26 protein-coding genes are annotated in these 23,084 nt (G+C 70.2%); 11 read left to right on the top strand and 15 right to left on the bottom strand.

The window, feature by feature from the left end:
• Nucleotides 1-8: 8 nt before the first annotated feature.
• Genes VMD91_01230 through VMD91_01210 form a run of 5 tightly spaced genes read left to right on the top strand, consistent with a single transcriptional unit; the run spans nucleotide 9 to nucleotide 4,242 of the window.
• Complete coding sequence (locus VMD91_01230; protein HTW82670.1) at nucleotides 9-515, top strand: hypothetical protein; 507 nt, start codon at nucleotides 9-11, stop codon at nucleotides 513-515.
• Between the two features lie 9 nt (nucleotides 516-524).
• Nucleotides 525-1,193 carry a hypothetical protein gene (locus VMD91_01225; GenBank protein ID HTW82669.1) on the top strand — a complete coding sequence of 223 codons (669 nt, stop codon included), beginning with the start codon at nucleotides 525-527 and terminating at the stop codon, nucleotides 1,191-1,193.
• A 9-nt stretch (nucleotides 1,194-1,202) separates the two neighbouring features.
• Nucleotides 1,203-2,807 (top strand): peptide chain release factor 3, encoded by a 1,605-nt coding sequence (locus VMD91_01220; GenBank protein HTW82668.1) that lies wholly within the window; start codon nucleotides 1,203-1,205, stop codon nucleotides 2,805-2,807.
• Nucleotides 2,804-3,259, top strand: coding sequence for a hypothetical protein (locus tag VMD91_01215; protein ID HTW82667.1), 456 nt, complete (start codon nucleotides 2,804-2,806; stop codon nucleotides 3,257-3,259). The genes VMD91_01220 and VMD91_01215 overlap by 4 nt, the downstream gene beginning before the upstream one ends.
• A gap of 2 nt (nucleotides 3,260-3,261) precedes the next feature.
• Nucleotides 3,262-4,242: a threo-3-hydroxy-L-aspartate ammonia-lyase gene (locus tag VMD91_01210; GenBank protein ID HTW82666.1), complete on the top strand. Its 981-nt coding sequence runs from the start codon at nucleotides 3,262-3,264 to the stop codon at nucleotides 4,240-4,242.
• On the opposite strand, the gene VMD91_01205 is transcribed toward VMD91_01210, so the two are convergent.
• From VMD91_01205 to VMD91_01190, 4 genes are read right to left on the bottom strand one after another with little or no spacing between them, the layout of a single operon-like run.
• Nucleotides 4,229-4,867, bottom strand: a complete 639-nt coding sequence (locus VMD91_01205) for a peroxidase-related enzyme (GenBank protein ID HTW82665.1) — start codon at nucleotides 4,865-4,867, stop codon at nucleotides 4,229-4,231. The genes VMD91_01210 and VMD91_01205 overlap by 14 nt on opposite strands.
• Nucleotides 4,836-5,246 (bottom strand): hypothetical protein, encoded by a 411-nt coding sequence (locus VMD91_01200; protein HTW82664.1) that lies wholly within the window; start codon nucleotides 5,244-5,246, stop codon nucleotides 4,836-4,838. The genes VMD91_01205 and VMD91_01200 overlap by 32 nt, the downstream gene beginning before the upstream one ends.
• 10 nt (nucleotides 5,247-5,256) lie before the next feature.
• The gene (locus VMD91_01195) at nucleotides 5,257-6,783 is read right to left on the bottom strand and encodes an NAD(P)/FAD-dependent oxidoreductase (GenBank protein HTW82663.1); all 1,527 of its coding nucleotides are present in this window, start codon (nucleotides 6,781-6,783) and stop codon (nucleotides 5,257-5,259) included.
• Nucleotides 6,780-7,481 carry a YkgJ family cysteine cluster protein gene (locus VMD91_01190; GenBank protein ID HTW82662.1) on the bottom strand — a complete coding sequence of 234 codons (702 nt, stop codon included), beginning with the start codon at nucleotides 7,479-7,481 and terminating at the stop codon, nucleotides 6,780-6,782. Before VMD91_01190 ends, VMD91_01195 begins: the two co-directional genes overlap by 4 nt.
• Before the next feature lie 90 nt (nucleotides 7,482-7,571).
• Here VMD91_01190 and VMD91_01185 point away from each other — a divergent pair, with 90 nt between their 5' ends.
• Complete coding sequence (locus VMD91_01185) at nucleotides 7,572-8,564, top strand: ROK family protein (protein ID HTW82661.1); 993 nt, start codon at nucleotides 7,572-7,574, stop codon at nucleotides 8,562-8,564.
• A gap of 61 nt (nucleotides 8,565-8,625) precedes the next feature.
• On the top strand, nucleotides 8,626-8,826 hold the full coding sequence (locus VMD91_01180; GenBank protein ID HTW82660.1) for a hypothetical protein: 201 nt from the start codon (nucleotides 8,626-8,628) through the stop codon (nucleotides 8,824-8,826).
• Between the two features lie 54 nt (nucleotides 8,827-8,880).
• Here the strand turns inward: VMD91_01180 and VMD91_01175 are convergent, their stop codons facing one another.
• Genes VMD91_01175 through VMD91_01165 form a run of 3 tightly spaced genes read right to left on the bottom strand, consistent with a single transcriptional unit; the run spans nucleotide 8,881 to nucleotide 11,819 of the window.
• Nucleotides 8,881-10,056, bottom strand: coding sequence for an amidohydrolase (locus tag VMD91_01175; protein HTW82659.1), 1,176 nt, complete (start codon nucleotides 10,054-10,056; stop codon nucleotides 8,881-8,883).
• Between the two features lies 1 nt (nucleotide 10,057).
• On the bottom strand, nucleotides 10,058-11,251 hold the full coding sequence (locus VMD91_01170; GenBank protein HTW82658.1) for a glycosyltransferase: 1,194 nt from the start codon (nucleotides 11,249-11,251) through the stop codon (nucleotides 10,058-10,060).
• 7 nt (nucleotides 11,252-11,258) lie between these two features.
• Nucleotides 11,259-11,819, bottom strand: a complete 561-nt coding sequence (locus VMD91_01165; GenBank protein ID HTW82657.1) for a sterol desaturase family protein — start codon at nucleotides 11,817-11,819, stop codon at nucleotides 11,259-11,261.
• A gap of 175 nt (nucleotides 11,820-11,994) precedes the next feature.
• Between VMD91_01165 and VMD91_01160 the strand changes: the two genes are divergently transcribed.
• Entirely contained in the window at nucleotides 11,995-12,522 is a 528-nt protein-coding gene (locus tag VMD91_01160; protein HTW82656.1) for a lytic transglycosylase domain-containing protein, read from the top strand.
• On the opposite strand, the gene VMD91_01155 is transcribed toward VMD91_01160, so the two are convergent.
• A complete protein-coding gene (locus tag VMD91_01155; protein ID HTW82655.1) occupies nucleotides 12,510-13,184 on the bottom strand; it encodes a dienelactone hydrolase family protein in 675 nt (224 codons plus the stop codon). The genes VMD91_01160 and VMD91_01155 overlap by 13 nt on opposite strands.
• 171 nt (nucleotides 13,185-13,355) lie before the next feature.
• Here VMD91_01155 and egtD point away from each other — a divergent pair, with 171 nt between their 5' ends.
• Entirely contained in the window at nucleotides 13,356-14,297 is a 942-nt protein-coding gene (gene egtD, locus VMD91_01150; GenBank protein ID HTW82654.1) for an L-histidine N(alpha)-methyltransferase, read from the top strand.
• Nucleotides 14,298-14,346: 49 nt separating this feature from the next.
• Complete coding sequence (locus tag VMD91_01145; GenBank protein ID HTW82653.1) at nucleotides 14,347-14,670, top strand: hypothetical protein; 324 nt, start codon at nucleotides 14,347-14,349, stop codon at nucleotides 14,668-14,670.
• Between the two features lie 4 nt (nucleotides 14,671-14,674).
• Here VMD91_01145 and VMD91_01140 read toward each other — a convergent pair whose 3' ends face one another.
• The 4 genes from VMD91_01140 to VMD91_01125 are packed head-to-tail and all read right to left on the bottom strand — an operon-like array spanning nucleotide 14,675 to nucleotide 17,537.
• On the bottom strand, nucleotides 14,675-15,286 hold the full coding sequence (locus VMD91_01140) for an ABC transporter permease (GenBank protein ID HTW82652.1): 612 nt from the start codon (nucleotides 15,284-15,286) through the stop codon (nucleotides 14,675-14,677).
• Nucleotides 15,283-16,074, bottom strand: a complete 792-nt coding sequence (locus tag VMD91_01135; GenBank protein HTW82651.1) for an ATP-binding cassette domain-containing protein — start codon at nucleotides 16,072-16,074, stop codon at nucleotides 15,283-15,285. The genes VMD91_01140 and VMD91_01135 overlap by 4 nt, the downstream gene beginning before the upstream one ends.
• Nucleotides 16,067-16,939, bottom strand: coding sequence for a glycine betaine ABC transporter substrate-binding protein (locus VMD91_01130; protein ID HTW82650.1), 873 nt, complete (start codon nucleotides 16,937-16,939; stop codon nucleotides 16,067-16,069). The genes VMD91_01135 and VMD91_01130 overlap by 8 nt, the downstream gene beginning before the upstream one ends.
• A 4-nt stretch (nucleotides 16,940-16,943) precedes the next feature.
• Nucleotides 16,944-17,537, bottom strand: a complete 594-nt coding sequence (locus VMD91_01125) for an ABC transporter permease subunit (GenBank protein HTW82649.1) — start codon at nucleotides 17,535-17,537, stop codon at nucleotides 16,944-16,946.
• On the opposite strand from VMD91_01125, the gene ppk1 reads away from it, so the two are divergent.
• The gene (ppk1, locus tag VMD91_01120) at nucleotides 17,538-19,667 is read left to right on the top strand and encodes a polyphosphate kinase 1 (GenBank protein HTW82648.1); all 2,130 of its coding nucleotides are present in this window, start codon (nucleotides 17,538-17,540) and stop codon (nucleotides 19,665-19,667) included.
• Here ppk1 and VMD91_01115 read toward each other — a convergent pair.
• The 3 genes from VMD91_01115 to VMD91_01105 all read right to left on the bottom strand — a co-directional run bounded on the left by VMD91_01115 (nucleotide 19,575) and on the right by VMD91_01105 (nucleotide 23,047).
• On the bottom strand, nucleotides 19,575-21,668 hold the full coding sequence (locus tag VMD91_01115; GenBank protein HTW82647.1) for a methyl-accepting chemotaxis protein: 2,094 nt from the start codon (nucleotides 21,666-21,668) through the stop codon (nucleotides 19,575-19,577). The two genes, ppk1 and VMD91_01115, sit on opposite strands and share 93 nt — an antisense overlap.
• On the bottom strand, nucleotides 21,658-22,428 hold the full coding sequence (locus tag VMD91_01110; protein HTW82646.1) for an extracellular solute-binding protein: 771 nt from the start codon (nucleotides 22,426-22,428) through the stop codon (nucleotides 21,658-21,660). Before VMD91_01110 ends, VMD91_01115 begins: the two co-directional genes overlap by 11 nt.
• 163 nt (nucleotides 22,429-22,591) lie before the next feature.
• A complete protein-coding gene (locus tag VMD91_01105; GenBank protein ID HTW82645.1) occupies nucleotides 22,592-23,047 on the bottom strand; it encodes an EVE domain-containing protein in 456 nt (151 codons plus the stop codon).
• Between the last annotated feature and the right edge of the window lie 37 nt (nucleotides 23,048-23,084).

Below are 23,084 nucleotides of genomic sequence, written 5' to 3'. Positions count from 1 at the left end.
CGTCGCCGATGTTCGATCGCGCCATGTGGCGCTACTACCTCATCGCAACGCTCCTGGTGCTGGGCGCCGGCTCGGTGCTGTGGGGCGTGCACCTGGCCGGCGTCGCGGCGTCGTCGGCGCGGTCGTCGACGACGACGGCGCCGGTGCACGCGGCCACCACCCCGGTACCGGGGCTCGAAGGCGGCGTGCGCGGGCCGAGCGCCCCACCGCGGCCGTTCGTCGGCGAAGGCGGCTGGGTGCTCAGTGCGCTGCCCGACTGCTTCGACCAGCAGTCGTCGGTCGAGGGCGACGCCGCGGCGCTGGCGGCCGATATTCCGCCGGCGCGCGAGCGCATCGCGGCCGGGACGATCCTGCGTCGCGGGCCGTGCACGATTCACGTCCGCGCCGACGATCTGTGGGTAGAGCGCGGCCAAGACCGGCTGCGCGTTCCGCCGTCCGCGCGTCTCTATCGCACGCCCAAAGGCTTGGTGCTCGTGTACGAGCACGCGGGAAACGCACAGGTCCGCCGATACTGAAAGTGCAGGATGGATCTCGACAAGCTCATCTACGAATGGCGACAGGTCGACATGCGGCGCCACGCGGCGCAGACGCCGCAGGAAGCGAACGCGCTGTTCGGGGTGCTCGAGCTGCTGCACATGCGCGTCTTCTCGCAAGGCGAGCGCGGTATCGTCGCGTTCACCCGCCTGCTCGGTGATCCCGACGACCGGGTCCGGGTCGACGCTGCCGCGGCGCTGCTGCCCTACCGCAACAAAGAGGCCGAAGCGATCCTGCGCGAGGCCGCGAACCGCTCGCTGACGGCGCGCTACGTGCTGGCCGAGTGGGGCAAGGGGATGCCCAAGCCGGCCCCGGTGGTCGAGCTGCCCATCGTCGAGGACCGCATCGCCGAGGTCCCCGTCCTGTTCCGGATCCGGCTGAGCGAGGCCGAGCGGTCCCGCGCGCACCTCACGCCCCGGACGGTCCACCGCTCGGGGGCGGTCCCGCTGCCGGTCGCGCACACGCTGGCGATCGCCTGCGCCGACGGCGAGGCGACGTACTACCTCCTCTACCTCGACGAAGCCGGCGCGGTCCAAAGCGAGTGCAGCTACAGCTCGGTCGAGGCGGCGATGCGCCAGGCCGAATTCGAGTTCGGGCTGCCACCCGAAGAGTGGATGCCGTCGGCGAAGGGAGCGAAGCTGCAGGCAGCCGGCGAATAGCGACCGGTCATGGATTTGCGCGAGGAAGTCGCCAAGCGCCGCACGTTCGCCATCATCTCGCACCCCGACGCCGGCAAGACGACGTTGACCGAGAAGCTGCTGCTGTACGGTGGGGCGATCGTCACGGCCGGCCAGGTGGCGGCCCGCCGGCGCGCGCGCGCGGCCACCTCCGACTGGATGGAGCTCGAGCGCGAGCGCGGCATCTCGATCACCTCGACGGTCCTGCAGTTCCCGTACCACGGGCACACGATGAACCTGCTGGACACGCCGGGCCACCAGGACTTCGGTGAGGACACCTATCGCACGCTGCTGGCCGCGGACGCCGCGGTGATGCTGATCGACGCCGCCAAAGGCGTCGAGCCGCAGACCCGCAAGCTGTTCGCGATCTGCCGCGCGCGGCGCATTCCGCTGTTCACCTTCATCAACAAGATGGACCGGCCGGCGCGCGATCCGCTCGAGCTGCTCGACGAGCTCGAGACGGTGCTGGGCATCGGCGCGTACCCGATGGTCTGGCCGCTGGGCAACGGCGAGACGTTCCGCGGCGTCTACGACCGCCGCTCGGGCGCGGTGCACCTGTTCGAGCGTACCGAGCACGGCGCCAAGCGCGCGCCGGTGACGACCAGCGCGCCGACCGATCCGGCCGTCGCGGCGCTGGTCGACGAGCGCACGCACCGCGAGTTCCTCGACCAGCTCGAGCTGCTCGAAGGTGCCGGCGCGGCGTTCGAACGCGACGCGATGCTGCGCGGCGACGTGACGCCGGTGTTTTTCGGCAGCGCGGTGACCAACTTCGGCGTCGAGCTGTTCCTGGACGCGTTCGTCGAGATGGGGCCGCCGCCGGCGCCGCGGATCGACGTCGCCAAGCACGTGGTCGAACCGACCGACGAGAAGTTCAGCGGCTTCGTCTTCAAGATCCAAGCCAACATGGATCCGCGCCATCGCGACCGCGTCGCCTTCTTACGGGTGTGCAGCGGGAAGTTCGAACGCGACATGACCGTGCGCAACGTGCGCAGCGGGAAGGACGTGCGGCTGACCCGCGCCATGAAGCTGTTCGCCTCGGACCGCGAGTCGGTCGACGTGGCCTATGCCGGCGACGTCGTGGGACTCGCGAATCCGGGCGTGTTCGCGATCGGCGACACGCTCGCCGAAGGCGACGGCGTGCGCTTCGAGCCGATCCCCGCTTTCGAGCCGGAACATTTCTCGCTGGTGCGGAGTATCGACACGGCGAGCTACAAGTCGTTCCAGAAAGGGATCGCACAGCTCCGCGAGGAGGGAGCGATCCAGGTTTTCTACCCCTATGGGCAGACGCGCAGCGAGCCGATCCTGGCGGCCGTCGGTGCGCTGCAGTTCGAAGTCGTCAAGTACCGCTTGGAGTCGGAGTACAACGTGAAGACCGTGTTCCAGTCGTTACCGTACACGACCGCGCGGCGTGTGCGCGGCGGTGACCCCGGCGCCGCGACGGTCGGCAGCAGCGCACGCCTGGTCGAGGATTGGGATGGCGATCCGGTCGCGCTGTTCGAGAGCGCGTGGAGCGTCAACTTGGTCGAGCAGTGGAATCCCGGTTTGCGCTTCGCGCCGTTCGGCGCGAAAGAGCCGGCGTCCGAGGTGACGGCGTGAGCACCGGGTCGCTGCCGCCGCCGCCGGCACAGCCGCGCGGCATGAGCCTGCGGCCGACGCCGACGCGCCGCTCGTGGCTGATCCCGGTCGTGCTGCTGGTGATCGTGCTGCTGGTCGCGCGCGCGTGCTCGACGGCGGAAACGCGCAACGAGAAGATGGTCCGCGCCTTCACCGCGGCGGTCCAGAACGACGATCTCGCCGAGGTGCAGAAGCTCGAGAACAGCGGTACGGCCGCCGACATGTCGCGCCTCTCGTTGGGCAAAGCCGCCGACGCGCTGGGGCCGCTCGGCGCGATCAAGCGGGTCAAGGAAGTGACGCCGAAAGACGATCCGCCGCGTATCCACGAGTTCGACGTGACGTTCGCCAAGGGCAGCGTGCACGAGAAAGTCGAGCTCGACCCGAACGGCAAGATCTTCCACTTCCACTACGACCAGCCGCAAACGGGCTCATGAGCGTGGAGCCGGCGCTCGCGGTCACGTTCGAGGACGTCCGCGGCGCGGCTCAACGGCTGCGTGGGGTCGCGCTGCGCACCCCGGTCGTCACCGCGCGCTCGCTCGACGAGCGAATCGGGGCGCGCGTCTTCCTCAAGGCCGAGTCGCTGCAGCGGGTCGGCGCGTTCAAGTTCCGCGGTGCCTACAACACGATCGCGCAGTTCGACGAGGCGCAGCGGGCCGGCGGCGTGGTCGCGTTCTCGAGCGGCAACCACGCGCAGGGGATCGCGCTGGCGGCCAAGCTGCTCGGCGTGCCGGCGACGATCGTGATGCCGGAGGACGCGCCCGCCGCGAAGCTCGCCGCGACCCGCGGGTACGGGGCGGAGATCGTCACCTACGACCGCATGCGCGTCAACCGCGCCGAGGTGGCCGGCTCGGTCGCCGCCGAGCGCGGCGGAACGGTGGTGCCGCCGTACGACCATCCGCACGTCATCGCGGGTCAAGGCACCGTCGCGCTCGAGCTGATCGAGGAGACCGGTCCGCTCGACGTGCTGCTCGTCCCGCTGGGCGGCGGCGGTTTGCTCTCGGGCTGTTGTCTCGCCTCGGCGGTGCTCAGCCCCGGCGTGCGCGTGTACGGCGTCGAGCCGGCCGCCGGCGACGACTGGGCGCGCTCGTGGGAAGCCGGTGAGATCGTCTCGATCCCGGTCCCGGTCACGATCGCCGACGGCCAACAGACCCAAGCGCCGGGCTCGCTGACGTGGCCGATCGTGCGCGAGCTGGGCGCCGGCGTCGTCACCGTCACCGACGACGAGATCCGCGCCGCGATGCGCTACGCGTTCGAACGGCTCAAGCTCGTCCTCGAACCCAGCGGCGCGACCGCGATGGCCGCGCTCCTGTTCGCCAAGGTCGACGTCACCGACGCCCGCGTCGGCATCGTGCTCAGCGGCGGCAACGTCGACCCCGCGACGTTCGCCGCCTCGATCACGGCGGTCAGCGCGCCGTAGGGCGGCCCATCTCGTAGAATTGCGGGTTGGGGCGCATGTCCATCAGGCCGGCCATGCGGTTCGAGAAGCCGAAGAAGGCGGCGATCGCGGCGATGTCCCAGGCGTCCTCGTCGCTCAGGCCGATCGTTTTGAGCTCGGCCAGGTCGCGGTCGCCGGCGACGAAGCCCGGCTCGTTGACGCGCGCGGCGAAGTGCAGGATCGTGCGCAGCCGCGGACTCAAGTCGGCGGTGCGCCAGTTGGTCGCGATCTGATCGGCGAGGATCGGGTCTTTGCCCAGGATGCGCAGCGCGGCGCCGTGCGCGGTCACGCAGTACAGGCAGTCGTTCTCGGCCGACACCGCGACCACGATCGCCTCGCGCTCCGCGCGCGAGAGGCCGCCGGGGCCCTTCATCAACAGGTCGTGATAGTGCATGAACGCGCGGAAGTGCTCGGGACGCCGCGCGTACGCGAGAAAGACGTTGGGAACGAAACCGATCTTGGCGCGCGTCTCCTCGCAGATCGCGCGGATGTCGTCGGGCATCTCGGCCAGCTCCGGCACGCCGAAGCGCGAAGGCGCCGCGTTGTGCGCGGCGCCTTCGTTGAAGGCCGGATGACTATTTGCTCGGGATGTTCCCGCAGGCGACATAGGTGCTGGCTTGCGTCGGCGAGAGGTGGACGTTGATCGCGTACTGGTCCTTCTGCAGGTCGGCGATCGTCACGCCTTTGATCGTGGTGGTCGACGTGCCGTTGACGATCGGTCCGAACGGATACGCGACTTTGCCGAGATTCGCGCACGTCCCGAAGTGGATGTGATTCGGCTGCGGGCCGGCGGCGTTGCCGCCGTGCACGGTGACCACGACGACCAATCCCGCGGCGGTGTCGCTGAGCGAGGCCTGGCCCGACTCGCCCGAGTTGTTCTGTTCCAGGAGCGGGACGATCAGCGGCGCGGACGGCGACGGCGCTTGCGCGCTGGCCGCCAGCACGAGTGCCGCACCGAGTGCGGCGGTGGCGATCGTACGTTGCATGAACACCCTCCTAATGAATTGCCGGTGCGCCCTTTCGCGCGTCGGCGAGCACCGCCTGCGCCGCGCGACGTCCCGGAAAACCGCTCACACAGCCGCCGGGATGCGTTCCCGATCCGCACACGTAGAGGCCGTCGATACCCGAGCGAACGGGGAAGCGGCGTTCGTAGATTTGCTCCGGCACCAGCTCGCCGTGGAAGATCTGCCCGCCGCTCAAGCCGAACGTCGCTTCGAGGTCGGGCGCGCCGAGTGCTTGACGCGCCTCGATCGCCCCCGGCAGGTTCGGCGCGTACTGCGCCAGCGTGGACACGATGCGGTCCGCGATCTGTTCGCGATCCGCCGGCTCCCAGGGCCGATCGGGACGTTCGTACGGAAAGTACTGCGCGAAGACCGAGAGGACGTGCTTGCCTGCCGGGACCATCGACGGGTCGGTCGGCGACTGCATGAAGCACTCCAGCATCGGCGCCGTCGACGTCCCCGCGCGCCGCGCGTCGGCGTGGGCCTGTTGCAGATAGTCGATCGAGGGCGTGACGTGGATCGTCGCGCGGTGGTGCGGCTGCGGCGTGCGGCCCGGGCGCGCCGTGAAGTCGGGCAGCTCGCCGAGCGCCAGGTTCAACTTGAACGCCACGCCGTTGCTGCGCCACGCCCGCGCGCGCGTCAGCAGCGCGTCGGGGACGTCGCCCGGCGCCAGCAGCCGCAGGAACAGCGTCTTGGGATCGGCGTTGACCAGGATCGCGCTCACGTCGACGACTTCGCCGCTGCGCAGCTCCAGCCGCGTCGCGCGGCCGTCGCGCACGACGATCCGCTCGACCGCGGCGTCCGTGCGCAGCTCGGCGCCGGCGGCGCGCGCGGCGCTCGCGATCGCCTGCGCGACCGCGCCCATCCCGCCGCGCACGAAGCCCCAGGCGCCTTGCGCGCCCAGCGCGCGACCGGCGTAGTGGTGTGCCATCACATAGGCGGTACCGGGATCGCGCGGCCCGGCGTCGGTGCCGATCAGCCCGTCGGTGCTGAGCGTCGCGGCCAGCGCCGGCGTGCGCACGTAGCGCTCCACCAGCGCCGCGACCGAGCCGCGCAGCGTCGCCTGCACGTCGTCGGGAAAGCGCTCGAACGAGGGCTCGGGGTCGTCGAAGGTCTCGAACAGCAGCCGTCCCAGACGCGTCGCTTCTTCCTCGAACGCCGCGAAGCCGGCGACGTCGCGCGGATCGAAGCGCGCGATCTCGCGCGCGTTCGCCTGGTCGTCGCGGCCCAGCAGCAGCGAGCGGCCGTCGAGCAAGGGCGTGAACGACGCGGGGTCCTTGCGGTAGGCTTCGTAGCCGTGCTCGCCCAGCGCGAGGTCGGCGACGACGGCCGGGTCGAGCAGACTGCATACGTACGAGGCGACCGAGACGCGATAGCCGGGCCACACCTCTTGGGTCAGCGTCGCGCCGCCGAGCACGTCGCGCCGTTCCAGCACCACCGTGCGCAGCCCGGCCCGCGCGCAGTACGCGGCGGCGGTCAGCCCGTTGTGGCCGCCGCCGACGATCGCGACGTCGTAGCTCACCGGGGCCGGCGCCGCGGCGTGAAGGGCTTGCCGGTGCGATAGGTACCGTGCCGCGGCAGCGTCGCGTCGACGTCGTCACAGCCGACCGGGGTGAACTCGCGGCAGTCGCTCGGGCGCGCTTCGTAGATGCCGCAGTAGTAGCGGCCCGAGCGCGAGCCCATCAAGAAGACGCACTTGTCGACCGCGTCCTCCGACATCTCGCCGGTCTCGGTCACCTTGCGCAGCCAGCCGACGTACGAGCCGTCGGCCGACTCGCGCGGCACGACGTATTCGCGCATCGCGTCCTCGTAGCTCATCCCCAGGTGATCGGCGATGCGCTGCACGTCGGAGCCGCTCACGAACGGCTCGTAGCCGCTGCAGCACTCGGCGCAGCCCGGCGGGCACGCCAGGTTCTCGGGCAGATCGTAGAGGTGTTTGCGCGCCAGCTCGATGACGTTGCGGACGGCGGCGACGAACTCGGCATCGTCGTTGTACTTGTAACACCACTCCTTTTGCGTGATGGAGTTGGCGTTGTAGTTGCGCACCGTCTTCTTGTTGTACTGGATCGTGATGTGCTCTTCGTCGATCTCGATGTTCTGGACCGACGTCATCGGCTCGAGATCCAGCTGCGCGAGCGTCGTCGGTTGCCCCGTCTCACGGGTATAGCGCCGCAAGTTGCGAAGCTCGCGGTGGGCTATGAGATCGATCGTCTCCTGCATGGTGCCGATTCTTTCGGTCCCGACGGCGGAGAACCCGGCGGTTCGGAGAATGGGCGGCGTGTCTCACCACCTTGCGCGGAGGACGGACTGATGGCACGCGGCGCGATCGGCGTCGACCTGGGCGGCTCGCACGTGATGGCGGCCGTCGTCGACGAAACCGGCCGGATCCACAACCGAGCGGAGCAGGACATTTCCGATCACGCCCCCGACGCCGTCCTCGCGACCTTGGCCGAGGTGGTGAAGAGCGCGCTCGACGCCAGCAAGTACGACGTGGCCGGCATCGGTATCGGCTCGCCGGGCAACATCGATCCCGCCAGCGGGACCATCCGCTGGTCGCCCAACTTCGGCTGGGAGAACGTCCCGCTGGGCCAGCGCGTGCGCGACGCCTTCCCCAAGCTGCCGATCTTCGTCGCCAACGACGCGCGCTGTGCGACGCTGGGCGAGTTCGTGCACGGCGTCGGCCAGGGCACCGAGAACTTCGTGATGCTCACGCTGGGGACGGGGATCGGCGGCGGGATCGTCGCGGGCGGCAACTTGCTGCTGGGCGCGCAGATGGGCGCCGGCGAGTTCGGCCACCATCAGATCCGGCCCGAGAGCGGCTTCACGTGCACGTGCGGCAAGGTCGGGTGCTTCGAAGCGCAGGCCTCGGGGACGGGGCTGATCCGGCACGCCATGCGGCTGGCGCCCTCGTTCCCGCGCAGCACGCTGCTCGACGTCCCGCGCGAGAAGCTCGGCTCCAAGGCGATCCGCAAGGCCGCGCAGGCCGGCGACCCGCACGGGTCGGCCGCCTGGGCAGCTTTCTGCGACGACCTCGCGCTGGGGCTGGCCAACGTGATCGCGTTCGTGAACCCGGAGGTCATCGCGCTGGGCGGCGGCGTCTCGAGCGCCGGCGACTTCATGCTCGAGCGCATCCGCCCGCTGGTCGAGGCCAAGACGGTCACCGTCCCCCGCGGGACCACGCGCATCGTCCGGGCCACCCTCGGCAACGACGCCGGGGCGGTCGGGGCGGCGACCGTCGCCATGCGCGGCGGGCTGGTCGCCCAACTGGCACCGCCACCGCGGGTGGCCGTAAGCGCCACGTAAGCGCTCCGAAATCGACGTCCCTTACCGTGGGGGCGTGAACGAGCGCGACGTACCCCCCCTGTTGCCGCCCCTCTGCGAGGACTGCGGTCACCGAGCGTCCCTGCACCACCTCGACGGGTGCCGAGCCCTGCTGCTCGGCCGCGGCGTCCCCTCACGGGTCTGCGGCTGTCAGACGACGCTGCGCGAGATCCTGGGCAGCCGCTACCCGCGACCGCCGGCAGAGATCCGCGAGCGCCGCGTCATGAGCCCCTCGACGAATTAACGGGCGGACCGCAGCGAAGCGAGGACCGCGAAGGCTTCGGCGCAGCCGAAGCCACTAAGGCGAGTGCAGCGGCGCGTCGAGCGCTAAGGCGGTCATCATCGCGACGCCGGAGGCGAAGCCCGACTCGTCGACGTCGAAGCGCGCGTGGTGGTGCGGGAACCCGCTCTGCACGCCGCCCTTGCTGCCGATGGTGAAGAAACACGCCGGCACGCGCTCGGCGAAGAACGAGAAGTCCTCGGCGCCCATCAGCCGCGGCACGTCGGAGACGAGTCCTTCACCGACGACCTGCGTCGCCAACGCGCGCGCGTAGCGCGTCTGCTCGACGTCGTTCGAGGTCACCGGGTAGCGCCAGACGTACTCGAACGCGTAGGTCGCGCCGGTCGACTCGCAGATACCGCGCAGCACGCGCTCGATGCGCTCGGCCATCGCCTCGCGCACGCCGGCATCGAATGCGCGCACCGTCCCGAGCAGCTTCACCCGCGAGGGGATCACGTTGTGCGTCGTGCCGCCGTGGATCGCGCCGATCGTGATGACCGCGGGCTCGACCGGGTCGACGTTGCGCGAGACGATCTGCTGCACCGCGACGACGAACTCGGCCGCGGTGTAGACCGGGTCGATCGAGAGGTGCGGCGCCGCACCGTGACCGCCTTTGCCTTCGATCGTGATCTCGATCGAGTCGCTCGACGCGTAGAACGGACCCTCGTGGAAGCCGACGCGCCCGACCGCCAGCGACGAGGCCAGGTGCAATCCGTACGCGCGCTCGATGCCGAACCGCTCGAGCACGCCGTCCTCGACCATCGCGCGCGCGCCGCCTTTGCCTTCCTCGGCCGGCTGGAACAAGAAGCAGACGGTGCCGGCAACCTCGTCGCGGCGCGCGACCACCGCTTTGGCCGCGCCCAGCAGCATCGCGACGTGCCCGTCGTGGCCGCAGGCGTGCATCGTGCCGACGTTCTCGCTGCGGTAGGGGACGTCGTTCTCTTCCTCGATCGGCAGCGCGTCCATGTCGGCGCGCAGCATGATCGTCTTGCCGGGTCGGTTGCCGCGCAGCACGCCGACGACGCCGGTCTTGCCGATGCCGGTGTGCACCTCGAGACTCAGCGCGCGCAAGCGCTCGGCGACGATGCCGGCGGTGCGGATCTCCTCGAAGCCTTGCTCGGGGTGCCGGTGCAGGTCGCGTCGCGTCGCGACGACCTCGGCCATCAGCTCGGCCGAGGGATCGACCGCGAGCACGCTAAACGACGGCGGCGGCGGTCTTGGTCGTCGCCGGTGCGGGCGCCGGGATGATGCGGCGGCCGTCGATCGCGATGCGGCCGATCAGCTCGGCGATCTTGCGCGAGCTGCCGCGCGGCGCGACGGCGGTCTGCTGCGCGCGCATCTTCGCCAAGCGCTCTTGGTTGTGCACGATGCGCGCGACCGACGAGACGACTTGCGAGGTCGTCAGCGCGACGACGCCGATGCCGTTGGTGCGCACGTAGTCGAGGTTGCCGCGCTCTTGGCCCGGGACGTAATCGTAGACGACGACCGGGACTTCGGCCACCGACGCCTCGGCGATCGTGCCGGGGCCGGCCTTGGTGACCAGCAGGTCGGCGGCGCGCATCAGCTCGGGGACGTCGTTGCGGAAGCCGAGCACCGTCATCGGCGTCGGGAGCGTCGGCGCCAGCTCTTCGAGCTTTTGCTTGAGGGCCGCGTTGCGGCCGGTCACGACGACCAGGTGGAAGTCCAGGCCCGCTTTGGCCAAGCCCAGCGTCGTCGGCAGCAGCTTGCCGCCGCCCTCGCCGCCGGCCATCAGCAGCGCGACCGTCGCGTCGATCGGGAGGCCGAGCTTCTTGCGGACCTCGGCCTTGGTCGCGGAGACGTCTTCGAAGCGCGGGTGGATCGGGTGGCCGATCAGCTTGAGCCGCTCGGGCGGGACGCCACGCTCGATGGCGCGGTTGTAGACCTCGGGTGCCGGCACGACGGTGAGATCGGCCTCGGGCAGCAGCCAGCCTTCGTGGACGCGGCCCAGGTCGGTGACGACGGTGACGATCGGGACGTCGGTCATCCCGGCGTCGGCCCGGGCGCGCAGCGCCGCGTGGTTGAGCAGCGGGTGGACCGAGACGATCGCGTCGGGCTGGTACTGCTGGAAGACCTCGCGCAGCCGCTCGCGGTACAGGGGCTCGCAGAAGCGGACCAGGGTGCGGTAGCGGCGGCGGCCGTTGGTCGCGTGGTAGAGCGCGCCGTAGATCGGGGGAGCGTACCGCAGGGCGGCGCTGTAGGCCGGCCCGAGTTTCGAGAGGGGGAACGTGCAGTGGGTGGCGATGTCGTCGATCCGCCACTCGAAACGGGTCGATCCGTCGATCTCGTCCAGCGCGGCGCCGATGGCTTGCGCCCCGGCGCGATGGCCGCCACCGGTATCGGAGATCAAAAAGAGGACACGTTTGGTCAATGCCGCCTCAGCTCGTCGGTTTGGGCGCCGGGCGCCGCCTGATGGCGAAGCTCCGGACCATCGGCGACACACGCTTGCGCCGCGGCGTCCAGGCACGCAGGATCGCTATCGTGGCGCGTGCCGGGGCGTCGTAGAAGCGAAAGATGTCGCCGAACTCGATCTCGGGGTTCCGGTGATGGCCGTCATGATCCTCGGGGAGAACGATTTGCGTCAGGCGAGCCAGCCGGACGACCCAAGCGGGCGAACGCCAGCCGAGGTCGGTCGTGTGGCGCCACCAGACGTGCAGCTGCCCGAGCACCAGCCCGAGCAGCGCGCCGCCCAGCGAGAGCCGCGCGCACAGCGCCGCGACGATGATGTACGGAACGGCGCCGAGAACGCCGTCGAGCAAGACGGCGGGATCGCGTGAGAGCACGGCGTGATCCCAATAGGAACGCCGGCGATCGTGATGCGTGCGCAGGTGCAGCTTGCCCCAAACGTGCTGCGGAACGTGGTAGAGAAACGTTGAGGCACAATCGCCGACCAGCAGGACGACGAGCATCGCTGCGATGCCCCACGCGATCGTGTTCACGCTGATCCTTACATGGACGAAGAGGGCTTACGGCGGATTGCTCCCAGGGTCCGGAAACCCTCTCGCGGTCGCAATCGTGGCGGTGCTCGCCATCCGTGTCGGGGTGCAACTCGGCTGGCTGCAGCAGGCCGCTCTAGCATGGCGTATACCCGCACCGGGCCCGGTCTTACGCGGCTTGCGACTTTTGCGGGATGCGGAGCCGCGCGCGCCGCTGCGCGTGAAGGTCGCACGCGAAGCGCTGCGCGCCAATCCGAGCCTGGATCCGGTCGACGCGCTGCTGTGGGCCTCGCGCATCGTCGACGCCGCGCGCGCGCAGCACATCGCGCCGACGTTCCTGGCCGCGACGCTGCTGCAAGAGTCGGGCTTCGATCGCGACGCGATGTCGGTCGCGGGCGCGGTCGGCATCGCGCAGTTCACCGCCTCGACGGCGGCGATCGTCGGCGTCGATCCTTGGGATCCGGATTCCGCCATCCCCGGCGCCGCGCGTCTGCTCGGTGCGTACGTCGACACGTATCGCGGCGAGCGGGACGACCCGTATGCGCTCGCGCTCGCCGCGTACGACGCCGGTCCGCTGGCGGTGCGCCGTTATCACGGCGTGCCGCCGTACGCGGAGACACGCGACTACATTGGTTCGGTGCGCATGCGCTGGTCGCGCATCCTGGCCGGCGCGGCGTTCACCGAAAGCAACCTCTACGTGAGGTGACGGCGCAGAAACGACTGCACGCGGTCCCAGGCGTCCGAGATCTGGCGCGTCGCCAGCGTGCCCAGGTCTTCGCGGAAGAACGAGTGGCCGACGTCGGGATAGGTCTCGAGCTCGAACGTCTTGTGCTGCGCCGTCAACCGTTCGCGAATCAGCGCGATCTCCGTCTCGGGGATCAGCTCGTCGTGGCCGCCGAAGATCAGCAGCAGCGGCGCGCGCACGTGCTCGACCGCGTCCAGCGGCGCGCGGGTCATCTTGCCCAGCGGCCGCGCGATGCTTTGGCCGTAGAACGCGATGGCGGCGCCGATGCCGGGCTGGCTCGAGGCCACGAACGCGGCGGTGCCGCCCCAGCCGAAGCCCCACGCCCCGATGTGGCCGCGGCGCACGAAGGACTGCTCGTCGAGCCAATCGCGCGCGGCGCCGACGTCAGCGCCGACCGCGGCGTCGTCGAAGACCTCTTCGACGGGCCGGCCGCGCAGGTAGTCGATCGCAAGGCCGACGTAGCCGGCCGCGGCGACCTGTGCGGTGATGCGCCGGATCTCGGCGTCGAAGCCGTAGACGCCCTCGAGGACGATGACCGCCGGACGGGGTTTCGCGTCCAGGCGCGCCAGATAGGCGTCCATCGGACCGGCCGGCCCGGAGATGGTCACGTGCTCGGCAATCATGGCAATCCTCTCACCCGAATCGCGCGTTGGCTCCTGTGAAGGAGGCCCTCGCCTGGGTATAGGCAGGCCTGCTGCAACCACACTTCATCAGCGAGGGTAAGGCCGGCTATGAGCAGGACGACGGCGGGTGCGCTCACAGAACGTTTTGTCCTCCACCGGGACCCGCATCCGATGCGTGTCGCGACGTTCGCGGACGACGTTCGCGCCGGGTTGGGAGCGCGCCCGTTCGCGCTCTCACCGAAGTACTTCTACGACGATCTCGGCTCGGCGCTGTTCGAAGCGATCACGCGGCTTCCGGAGTATTACCTCACGCGCGTCGAGCGCGACTTGCTCGCGACCTACGGGCGCGAGATCGTCGGCGCGTTCGGCGAGCCGGTCGCCATCGTCGAGCTGGGCAGCGGCAGCGCCGCCAAGACGCGTTTGATCCTCGACGCCGCGCTCGAACGCCAGCGCACGCTGACGTTTCGCCCGATCGACATCTCGGCCGACGCGCTGGTCGAGTCGTCGCTGGCGCTGACCTCGGCGTATCCGGCGCTGCGCGTCGAAGCGTACGCCGGCGATTATTTCCCGCTCCTGCGCGAGCGGCGGTTGGCGAGCGGCGATCGGCAGCTGGCGCTGTTCCTCGGCTCGAACGTCGGCAACTTCGAGCCCGCCGACGCCCGCGAGCTGCTCTCGCTGTTGGCCTCGACGCTGCGCCCCGGTGACGGCCTGCTGATCGGCTACGATCTCAAGAAGGATCGCTCGATCCTCGAGCTGGCCTACGACGATCCGACCGGCGTCACCGCAGCGTTCAACAAGAACCTGTTGGCGCGCATGAACCGTGAGCTCGGCGCCGACTTCGACCTCGCCGCGTTCCGCTTCCGCGCTCGCTGGGACGACGCCGCGGGCGCGGTGCGCTCGTATCTGGTCGCCGAGCGCGCCCAGCGCGTCACGGTTCCGCTGGCCCAGGTGACGGTGGATTTCGCGCGCGGCGAGGCGATCCACACCGAGTCTTCCTACAAGTTCAGCCGCGAGGACGTCGTCGCGCTGGCCGCTCGCTGCGGTTATCTGGAGCGCACGACGTACACCGACGCCGGCGGCCGCTACGCGCTGTCCCTATTGATCGTTGCCTAACACGGCCGAACGGGAGATTTCCCGCTTGGGGCCGGAAGATGGCACCCCGATGGAAGACGTCGTCGGGATCATCGCGCACGACGAAGAGCACGGACCCATGGCGTTTCTCACCTGGGGCGGCATCTTCGAGAGTCCGGAAGCCTTGCTCGACGCCGTGCGGGCCGCGATGGGCCGCTTCGGCCTCCCCGCCAACGTCCGGCTGACGGTCGCGCGCACGCTGCAGGACGTGGCCAAATATCCGTATTTCTACGAGGGCTTGCTGCACTTCGGGCGGCTCCCCGCGCCGACGCCCGCGACGCGTGAGGCCGCGCAGGCCGACCTGCGCGAGGGCCGCACGCTCTACGGTCTGGGCCGCGTCATCGGCGCGGTCTGAGCAGCTAGCGCCGCGCCAGCCGTTCGGCGCCGCGCAACGCGGCGTCGGCGCCGATCGCCAAGACCGCCGAGGCCAGCGCGCCGACGACGATCGGTGGCGTATGGTGCTCGGCCAGTCCGTCGAAGATCAGCGTGCCCAGGCCGCCGGCGTCGATCCAGGCGGCGACCGTCGCCAGCGCGACCAGCGTGATCGTCGCCAGCCGCACGCCGCCGAGCACGACCGGCAGCGCGACCGGGAACTCGACCCGCACCAGCGTCTGACGCGCCGAGAGGCCCAGCCCGCGGGCGGCCTCGACCAGCGCCGGGTCGACGCCGCGTAAGCCCGCGACGATGCCGCGCACCAGCGCCAGCTGCGCGTAGAGCACCAGCGCGACGATCGCGCTGAGCGGTCCGATCCCGAGCACGACGACCAGGACCGCCAGCAGCGCCAGGCTGGGGATCGTGTAGATGACGCCGGTACCGGCCACGATCGCCGCGCCCAGGCGCGGCCGCCGCGCGGCGATGACGCCCAGCGGCAGCGCGATCGCGCACGCGATGAGCAGCGCGACGAGCACCAGCGCGACGTGCTGGCCGAACAGCTGCGCGATCAGCGGTCCGTGCGCGAACAGGTAGCTCACGGCAGGAGCGGCCGTTCGGCGACCAGCCGGCGCGTCTCGGCGTCGACGCCCACCAGCGAGCGCACGAAGTCGTCCGCCGGACGCTCGAGCAGGCCTTGGGGGCTCGCCGACTGCACGACCGTGCCGGCGTTCATGACCACCACCTCGCTGGCCAGCCGCAGCGCTTCGTCGACGTCGTGGGTGACGAACACGACGGTGGTGCCGATCTCACGGTGGACGCGCGCGATCTCGTCTTGCAGCGCGCGGCGCACGATCGCATCGACGGCCGCGAACGGCTCGTCCATCAGCAGCACGCGCGGCTGCGCGGCCAGCGCGCGCGCCACGCCGACCCGCTGGGCTTCGCCGCCGGAGAGCTCGCGCGGCTTGCGCTCGCGATAGCGCGCCGGATCGAGCGAGACCAGCGCGAGCAGCTCGTCGACGCGCCGTTCGATGCGCGCGCGGTCCCACCCCAGCAGCGTCGGCACGATCGCGACGTTCTCGGCGACGGTGTAGTGCGGGAACAGCCCGACGGCTTGGATGACGTAGCCGATCTCGCGCCGCAGCTGCACGGGGTCGCGCGCCCGCACGTTCGCGCCGTCGATGCGCACCGTCCCCGCGGTCGGCTCGATCATGCGGTTGATCGTGCGCACCAGCGTGCTCTTGCCGCAGCCCGACGGCCCCAGCAGCACCGCGAAGGTGCCGGCGGCGATGGTCAGCGTGACGTCGTGGACGGCGCGCGTTCCGCCGGGATAGGTCACGCCGACGCCATCGAGCTCGACCAGCGCGCCGCCCGCGCGCCCGTCAGCCATGATCGAGGAACTCGCGCGCCACGTCGGCCGGTTCGCGCTGGGCGGGACCGTCCACTGCCCGGTTCAAGCGCCGCATCACCGCGGTCGTCAGGCGCGGCGCCAGCGCGTCGAGGGCGGGTGCGATCGGCGGGTGGGCCGCCAGCGCCGCGGGCCGCACGACCGGCGCCGCCTGATAGGCCGGAAAGAGCCGCTTGTCGTCGACGAACACCACCAGGTGATCGGCGTCGATCTCGCCGTCGGTCGTGAAGGCGACCACGACGTCGACCGCGCCGCGCATCAGCGCGTCGTACTTGACGCCGTTGTCGAGCTGCACGACGCGCCGGAAGCGAAAGCCGCCGTAGACGCGCTGCAGGCCGGGCAGGCCGTCGGCGCGATGCAAGAACTCCGGCACCGTGCCGAGCACAAGCTGCGGTGCGGCGCGCGCGACGTCGCTGAGCGTACGCAAGTGCAAGCGGGTCGCGGTCGCCGCGGTCGCGGCCAGCGCTTGCGAGTCGTCGAACGGCGCCGGCGCGAGCCAGGTCAGGCCGAAGCGCTCGCGATAGGCGCGGGCCACGGTCGCGTAGGCGCGGCGCGGATCGGCGATCGGAGCTTGGTGCAACACGTCGAGCAGCGCGGTGCCGGTGTACTCCGGATAGAGGTCGATGTCGCCGCGCTGCAGCGCCAGCATCGCGATGGCGGTCGCGCCCAGGTCGAGCCGCCGCGCGACCCGCACGCCGTGACGCTCGAGCGTCTGCGCGTAGAGCTCGCCGAGCAGCAACTCCTCGGTGAAGTTCTTCGAGCCCACGCGCACGCTGCCGCCCAGCGCGCCGCACCCGGTCAGCGGTGCGGCGGCGAGCAGCGCGAGCGCCGCGCGGCGCGTCGTCACGCGGTCACACCGTCAGCCGGCGCTGCAGCGCGCCCAGCACCGAATCGACGGCGAGGGCCAGCAGCGCGACCGTGGCGGCGCCCAGCAGCAGCTCGCCGAAGTCGCCGCCCGCGAAGCCGGCGACGATCTCGTCGCCCAGGCCGCCGCCGCCGATGAACGCGGCCAGCGTCGCCGACGCGACGACCTCGACCGCCGCCGTCCGCACGCCGACCGCGACGACCGGAAGCGCCAGCGGCCAGCGAACGCGCAGGCCGATCTGGCGCGGCGTCATCCCGGTCCCGCGCGCGGCCTCGAGGGTCGCCGCCGGGACGCCGCGCAAACCCAGGTCCGCGTTGATGAGGATCGGCGGCACGGCCAGGACGACCAGTGCCAGCAGCGCCGGCCGGAAGCCCAGGCCGAGCAGCGGCAGCGCCAGGATGAGCACGGCCAGTGAGGGGACGACCCGCAAGCCGCCGGCCAGGCCCAGAATGAGCGCGCGCGGCAAGCCGCGGTCCGCGCAGAGTCCCGCGGTGGGTAGCGCGATCAGCACCGCGAGCAGAAGTGCCGATCCGGCCAGCACGACGTGTTGCCCGACGTGCGCGATGAAGTCCCCGCTCACGTGCCGAATCGACCGGAGGCCATGGTCACCGGTTCGCAGGTCGATCCCGAGCTCCGCCCGGCGCCCGTCCTGAAGCTGGACGACCCGGCGCTGTACTTCAATCGCGAGACCTCTTGGCTGGAGTTCAACGACCGCGTCCTCGAGGAGGCGCTCGACGAACGCAACCCGCTGCTCGAGCGGCTCAAGTTCATCGCGATCTACAGCACCAACCTGGACGAGTTCTTCATGATCCGCATCGCGGGTCTGATGCAGCAGCTCGCGGCGGAGGTGCATCGGCGCTCCGATGACGGCCGGTTGCCCGAGGAACAGCTCGACCTGGTCAGCACGCGCCTGCGGCGCTCGCTCGCGCAGAAGGACGACTGTCTGCGCAACCAGCTGCTGCCGGCGCTCGAACGCCACGGCATTCGCATCCTCAACTACGAGCAGCTCGACTCGACGACGAAGCGGGCCATGCGCCGCTACTTCGACGAGCGCGTCTTCCCGGTGCTTACGCCGCTGGCGATCGACAAGGGCCATCCCTTCCCGTACATCTCGAACCTGTCGATCTCGCTGGCCGTCGAGCTGGAGGAGACGACGCCCGAGGGCGTCCAGCATTTGGTCGCGCGGGTCAAGGTGCCGGGTTCGCTGCCGCGCTTCGTGCCGGTCGAGTCGGCGCCGACGGGACAGCGCTGGTTCGTGCTGCTCGAGCACATCATCGCGCAGAACTTGGAAGCGCTTTTCCCGGGACTGCGCGTCATCGACTCGTACCTGTTCCGGGTCACGCGCGACGCGGACCTCGACCTGCAGGAGGACGAGGCCGACGACTTGCTGCGAGCGATCGAGTCGGAGCTGCGCAAGCGCCGCTTCGGCGAGCCGGTGCGGCTCGAGGTGCAGGCCGGCATGCCCGACGCGCTGCGCGACATGGTGCTGGAAGCGCTCGAGCTCGACCGCAGCGACTGCTACGAGGTCGAGGGGCTGATGGGGACCAGCGACCTGTGGGCGCTGGTCAACATCGACGAGCCCGCGCTGCACGATCCGCCGTTCACGCCGGCGATCCCCAAGCGTTTGATCGGGCAGACCGACATGTTCGCGGTGATCCGCGAAGGCGATCTGCTGCTGCACCATCCCTACGAGTCGTTCGACCCGGTCGTGCAGTTCGTCAAGCAGGCGGCGCACGATCCCAGCGTGCTGGCGATCAAACAGACCCTCTATCGCACCTCCGGCAACTCGCCGGTGGTCGGCGCGCTCTTGGGCGCGGCGGAAGAGGGTAAGCAAGTCGCGGCGCTGATCGAGCTCAAAGCGCGCTTCGACGAAGAGAACAACATCCACTGGGCGCGCACCCTGGAGCGCGTCGGCGCGCACGTCGTGTACGGCGTGGCCGGACTGAAGACCCATGCCAAGGTCACGCTGATCGTGCGCGAGGAGCCGGACGGCATCCGCCGCTACATGCACTTCGGCACCGGCAACTACAACGACAAGACGGCCCGCATCTACACCGACTTGAGCCTGTTCACGTGCCGCGCCGACTTGGGCGCCGACGCGACGCAATTGTTCAACGCGCTGACCGGCTTCTCGAAGGCCGACAGCTACGAGCAGCTGATGGTCGCGCCGACCGGGCTGCGGGTCGGTTTCGAGGAGCTGATCGACCGTGAGACCGCGCACGCGCGCGAAGGCCGGCCCAGCGGCATCGTCGCCAAGCTCAACGCGATCAGCGACGCCGGCATCGTGCAGGCGCTCTACCGCGCCTCGGCCGCCGGCGTGCCGATCGACTTGGTCGTGCGCGGGATGTGCGTGCTGCGGCCGGGTCTGCCGGGCATTAGCGAGACGATCCGCGTGCGCAGCATCGTCGGCCGCTTCCTGGAGCACTCGCGCATCTTCGTGTTCACCAACGGTGGCGAGCGCGAGGTCTACATGGGCAGCGCCGATTGGATGGGACGCAACCTCGATCGCCGGGTCGAGACGGTGCTACCCGTCTTCGACCCGGTGCTGTGCGACATGATCTGCGATGACATCCTCGACGTATATCTGCACGACAACGTCAAGGCGCGGATCCTGAGCTCAGATGGCAGCTACGAGCGCCGGCGTGTCATGCCCGGGGAGACGCGCGTCGACACCCAGCAGATCTTCCTCAAGCGCTATCAGGCCGTTTGACGCGTCGGCGGCTTCGCCGCGGACGCGGAAGGTACGGACCAGCGCGCCCAGCTGATCGGCGTGCTGGCGCAGCTTGGTGGCGCTGACTTCGATCTGCCGCATCTGCGCCGAGAGCTCGAGCGTCGCCGAGGAGACGCTGTCGACGCTGGCCGACTGCTCTTCGGCGCTCTGCGCGACCGGCCGCAGGCTGTCCGCGACGGCGCCGGCCGACTCGCGCATCTCACCGGCCGCGGCCGCGTTCTCTTCGACGACGGCCGAGACGCTCTCGACGTTGCGGGTCAGACCGTTCGAGGTCGAGCGCATCCGTTCGGTGCGCTCGGCGACTTCGTCCGCGACCGCGCGGGTGCGGTCGATCGCGGCGGCGACGCCGGAGAACGAGGCCGAGGCGCGCTCGGCCAGCGTGCGCGTCTCGCCCATCGCCTTGTCGGCTTCGCTCAGGCCGGCGGCGACGGCGACCGTCTCGCGACGGATCGCGCCGACGATGCCGGCGATCTCCTTGGTCGAGACGGCGGACCGTTCGGCCAGCTTGCGGATCTCGTCGGCGACGACCGCGAAGCCGCGGCCTTGGTCGCCGGCGCGCGCCGCTTCGATCGCGGCGTTGAGCGCCAGCAGGTTCGTCTGCTCCGCGATCGCGTCGATCGCTTCGAGGATCCCCTCGACCTCGACCGAGCGGTTCTCGAGCGAGGACATCGCCTCCATGACCTGGTGCGATTGCCCCTGCAGGCGCTCCATCGCGGCCTCGGTGCTGCTGACCGCGGTCGAACCGGCGTCGGCTTCCTGATCGGCACTGCGCGCCGCTTCGGAGAGCCCTTCGGCCAGCGTCGCCAGCGAGCGCAGGTCGGCGTCGAGGTCGCGCACGGCGTTGGCCGACTCGGCGACCGACGAGGCTTGCTCGACGGCGCCGCTGGCGATCTGCGCGGCGATGCGGTTGAGCGCGTCGGCCGACGCGCTGCCCTCGCGGCCGTGGTTGGCTTGGCTCTTGGCCACGTCGGCCAGGCCGTGCATCGAGCGCGAGATGCCGTCGATGGCAACCGTCGATTGACCGGTCGCGAGCGACATCTCGGTGCTGACCCGGCCGACGATCTCGGAGGCCAGCGCGACCGACGAGATCGCATCGCTCAGGCGCGCGGTCGCGCCGCCGAACTCACGGGCGATCCCGCTCAGGCCCTCGGCCAGCGCGTCGTAGGCGCGCGCGAGGTCGCCGATCTCGTCGCTGCCGCCGACCGCGATCGGCTCGGCTTCGATGTGGACCTCGGAGCGCAGATCGCCGGCGGCCAGGTCGGTGAAGGCCGTGGAGAGGACCGGCAGGTCCCGCGAGACGATGGTCGCGATCGCGCTCGAGACGCGCTGCAGCCGGCGCGAGAGCGAGAGGCTGAGCAGCGTGGCGATGACGATCGAGGCCAGGACCGAGAAGGCGCCGACGACGACGAACTCGATGCGGGCGGCGTCCTGGGCCGAGACCAGCTCGGAGAAGAGCGAGGTGAAGATCGCCGGCGTCTTGATCGAGCCGTCGTCGATGTAGCCGCCGACGTTGCGGAACGTGTCGACCTTCGTCTTGAGCGCGAGCAGATCGCGCGCCGCGTCGGCCTGCTTGTGCAGCGTCAGCTCGTTCTGGATGCGGTCGGCCAGGTCGGTGATGGCGCTGATCTGCGGCGTCGCCTCGTCGAGCCACCGCTTGAAGAGCGGATGGTTCGCGGCGAAGATGTTCAACGCGGTCGTATCTTCGTCGAGCCGGGTCTTGGCGTCGTCGCTGCCGGCCAGGTACGTCTTGTCGTAGCCGATCGCGTAGCCGCGCAGCGAGGACTCCAGGTTGACGATCTGCAGCACCGCGTCGCGCGTCTCGCGGGTGCTCGGGATCGCGTTGACGATGGCGTGCGTCTTCGCTTGCGAGTAGTTGGTCGAGAGGACCGCCAGCGTCGACTCGACGCCGACCAGCAGCACGCAGACGGCGAAGCCGGCGAACAGCTTGACGGCGAGTGGGAAACGTCGTTCAGCGCGCATCGAAACCATGAGCTTGGAGAATCGCCTTCGCGGGAGCGGTGGTGCAGTATTCGACGAAGTCGTGGGTGGCGGCGGCGTGCGGGGACGCTTTGACCGTCGCCATCACGAACGGGACGGTGGCCTGCATCGCGGGCGGCAGGTCGACGCGCACCATCTTGGCCGGGTCGACGTCCGAGGAGAAGACGAAGACCGCATCGGCCGCGCCGCTGTCGACCGCTTCGAGCAGGTGCAAGATGTCGGTCTTGCGGAGCTGGATGTTGGCCTGGAAGTGGTCGCCCCAGTCCTTGCCGTAGGCGGCGGCGAGCTTGGCCTGGAGCGGAATCTGCCACGCCGATACCGCCGAGCCGGGGATGCCCATCGCGATACGCACGCCGGGCTTGGCCAGATCTTTGACGGAGGCGATCTTGCTCGCGGCGCCCTTGGCGATCGCGAGCACCGAGTGGGTCTGATAGACGGGCGTGAAGCCGTCGACCGCCGCGGTGATCTTCGGCTCGATGACGAGCCGGCTGATGACGATCGCGTCCGCGGCGGCACCCTGCTCGACTTCCGTGTCGATGACGGTGCTGCTGACGAACGTCCCCTGCACGCTGACGTCGGGGTGCGTCTTCTCGTACGCGGCGGCGATCTGCAGGAACGCCGGCTTCATGTTCGAGGCGACCAGCACGTTGAGCGTCGTGTGATCGGCCGCGAACGCCGTGCTCGCGCCGCTGCTCAGCAGGATTGCGAAAAGGGCGGTAAATTGTGAAGCACGTGACGACACGGTCGAAGTGGCCTCCCCGAGAAACCACCGGACCAGCCCGCCATCCGGTTACGCAAATGCGCGAGCGCGTCAGAAAGCCGCCCGCTGCTTGGTTCTTCGGCGAAACGGCGGCTGCGACCGCGCGCTCGTGTGCTGCGGCGGTAAAGTCTGTGTCAGCGCGCGATCAAGAAACCAGGTTCAGGATGATGTCCCACTCGCGCTCCCCGACCGGCTGGACCGAGAGCCGTTGGCCGCGGCGCAGCAGCGGCAGGTAGGCGAGATCGGGGAGCGCGCGCAGCTCGTCGATCGGGATCATGCGCGGGAACGCGCGCACGAATCCGACGTCGACGCACCACCACTTGGGGTCGGTCCGCTTCGAGGAGGGGTCCCAGTACGGCCCGTTGCGTTCGAACTGGGTCGTGTCCGGGTGCGCGGGGCTGATGACCTCGCAGATGCCCACGATCCCCGGCGGCTTGACGCTCGAGTGATAGAAGAAACCCCGCTCGCCGACGGCCATCTCGCGCATCAGGTTGCGGGCTTGAAAGTTGCGCACCCCGGACCACTCCGTGCGCCCGTCGCGCTCGAGGTCGGCGATCGAGAAGGTGTCGGGTTCGGTCTTGAAGAGCCAGTGTCGCGGCACGCCGGGCCGGTTCGCCAATTGGCCCAGCCGAACCGGC

Origin of the sequence: Candidatus Sulfotelmatobacter sp., from assembly GCA_035504415.1 — a bacterium.
Taxonomy (GTDB): domain Bacteria; phylum Vulcanimicrobiota; class Vulcanimicrobiia; order Vulcanimicrobiales; family Vulcanimicrobiaceae; genus Vulcanimicrobium.
Note: the sequence above shows the minus strand (reverse complement) of the source record. Positions and strands in the feature narration are given on the sequence as shown.

Bases quoted from the DNA above. Each gene is read 5' to 3' on its own strand.
- VMD91_01230 (HTW82670.1), top strand. From the start codon at position 9: ATGTTCGATCGCGCCATGTGGCGCTACTACCTCATCGCAACGCTCCTG.
- VMD91_01225 (HTW82669.1), top strand. From the start codon at position 525: ATGGATCTCGACAAGCTCATCTACGAATGGCGACAGGTCGACATGCGG.
- VMD91_01220 (HTW82668.1), top strand. From the start codon at position 1,203: ATGGATTTGCGCGAGGAAGTCGCCAAGCGCCGCACGTTCGCCATCATC.
- VMD91_01205 (HTW82665.1), bottom strand. From the start codon at position 4,867: ATGTCGCCTGCGGGAACATCCCGAGCAAATAGTCATCCGGCCTTCAAC.
- VMD91_01200 (HTW82664.1), bottom strand. From the start codon at position 5,246: ATGCAACGTACGATCGCCACCGCCGCACTCGGTGCGGCACTCGTGCTG.
- VMD91_01190 (HTW82662.1), bottom strand. From the start codon at position 7,481: ATGCAGGAGACGATCGATCTCATAGCCCACCGCGAGCTTCGCAACTTG.
- VMD91_01185 (HTW82661.1), top strand. From the start codon at position 7,572: ATGGCACGCGGCGCGATCGGCGTCGACCTGGGCGGCTCGCACGTGATG.
- VMD91_01155 (HTW82655.1), bottom strand. From the start codon at position 13,184: ATGATTGCCGAGCACGTGACCATCTCCGGGCCGGCCGGTCCGATGGAC.
- egtD (HTW82654.1), top strand. From the start codon at position 13,356: ATGCGTGTCGCGACGTTCGCGGACGACGTTCGCGCCGGGTTGGGAGCG.
- VMD91_01145 (HTW82653.1), top strand. From the start codon at position 14,347: ATGGAAGACGTCGTCGGGATCATCGCGCACGACGAAGAGCACGGACCC.
- VMD91_01135 (HTW82651.1), bottom strand. From the start codon at position 16,074: ATGGCTGACGGGCGCGCGGGCGGCGCGCTGGTCGAGCTCGATGGCGTC.
- VMD91_01115 (HTW82647.1), bottom strand. From the start codon at position 21,668: ATGCGCGCTGAACGACGTTTCCCACTCGCCGTCAAGCTGTTCGCCGGC.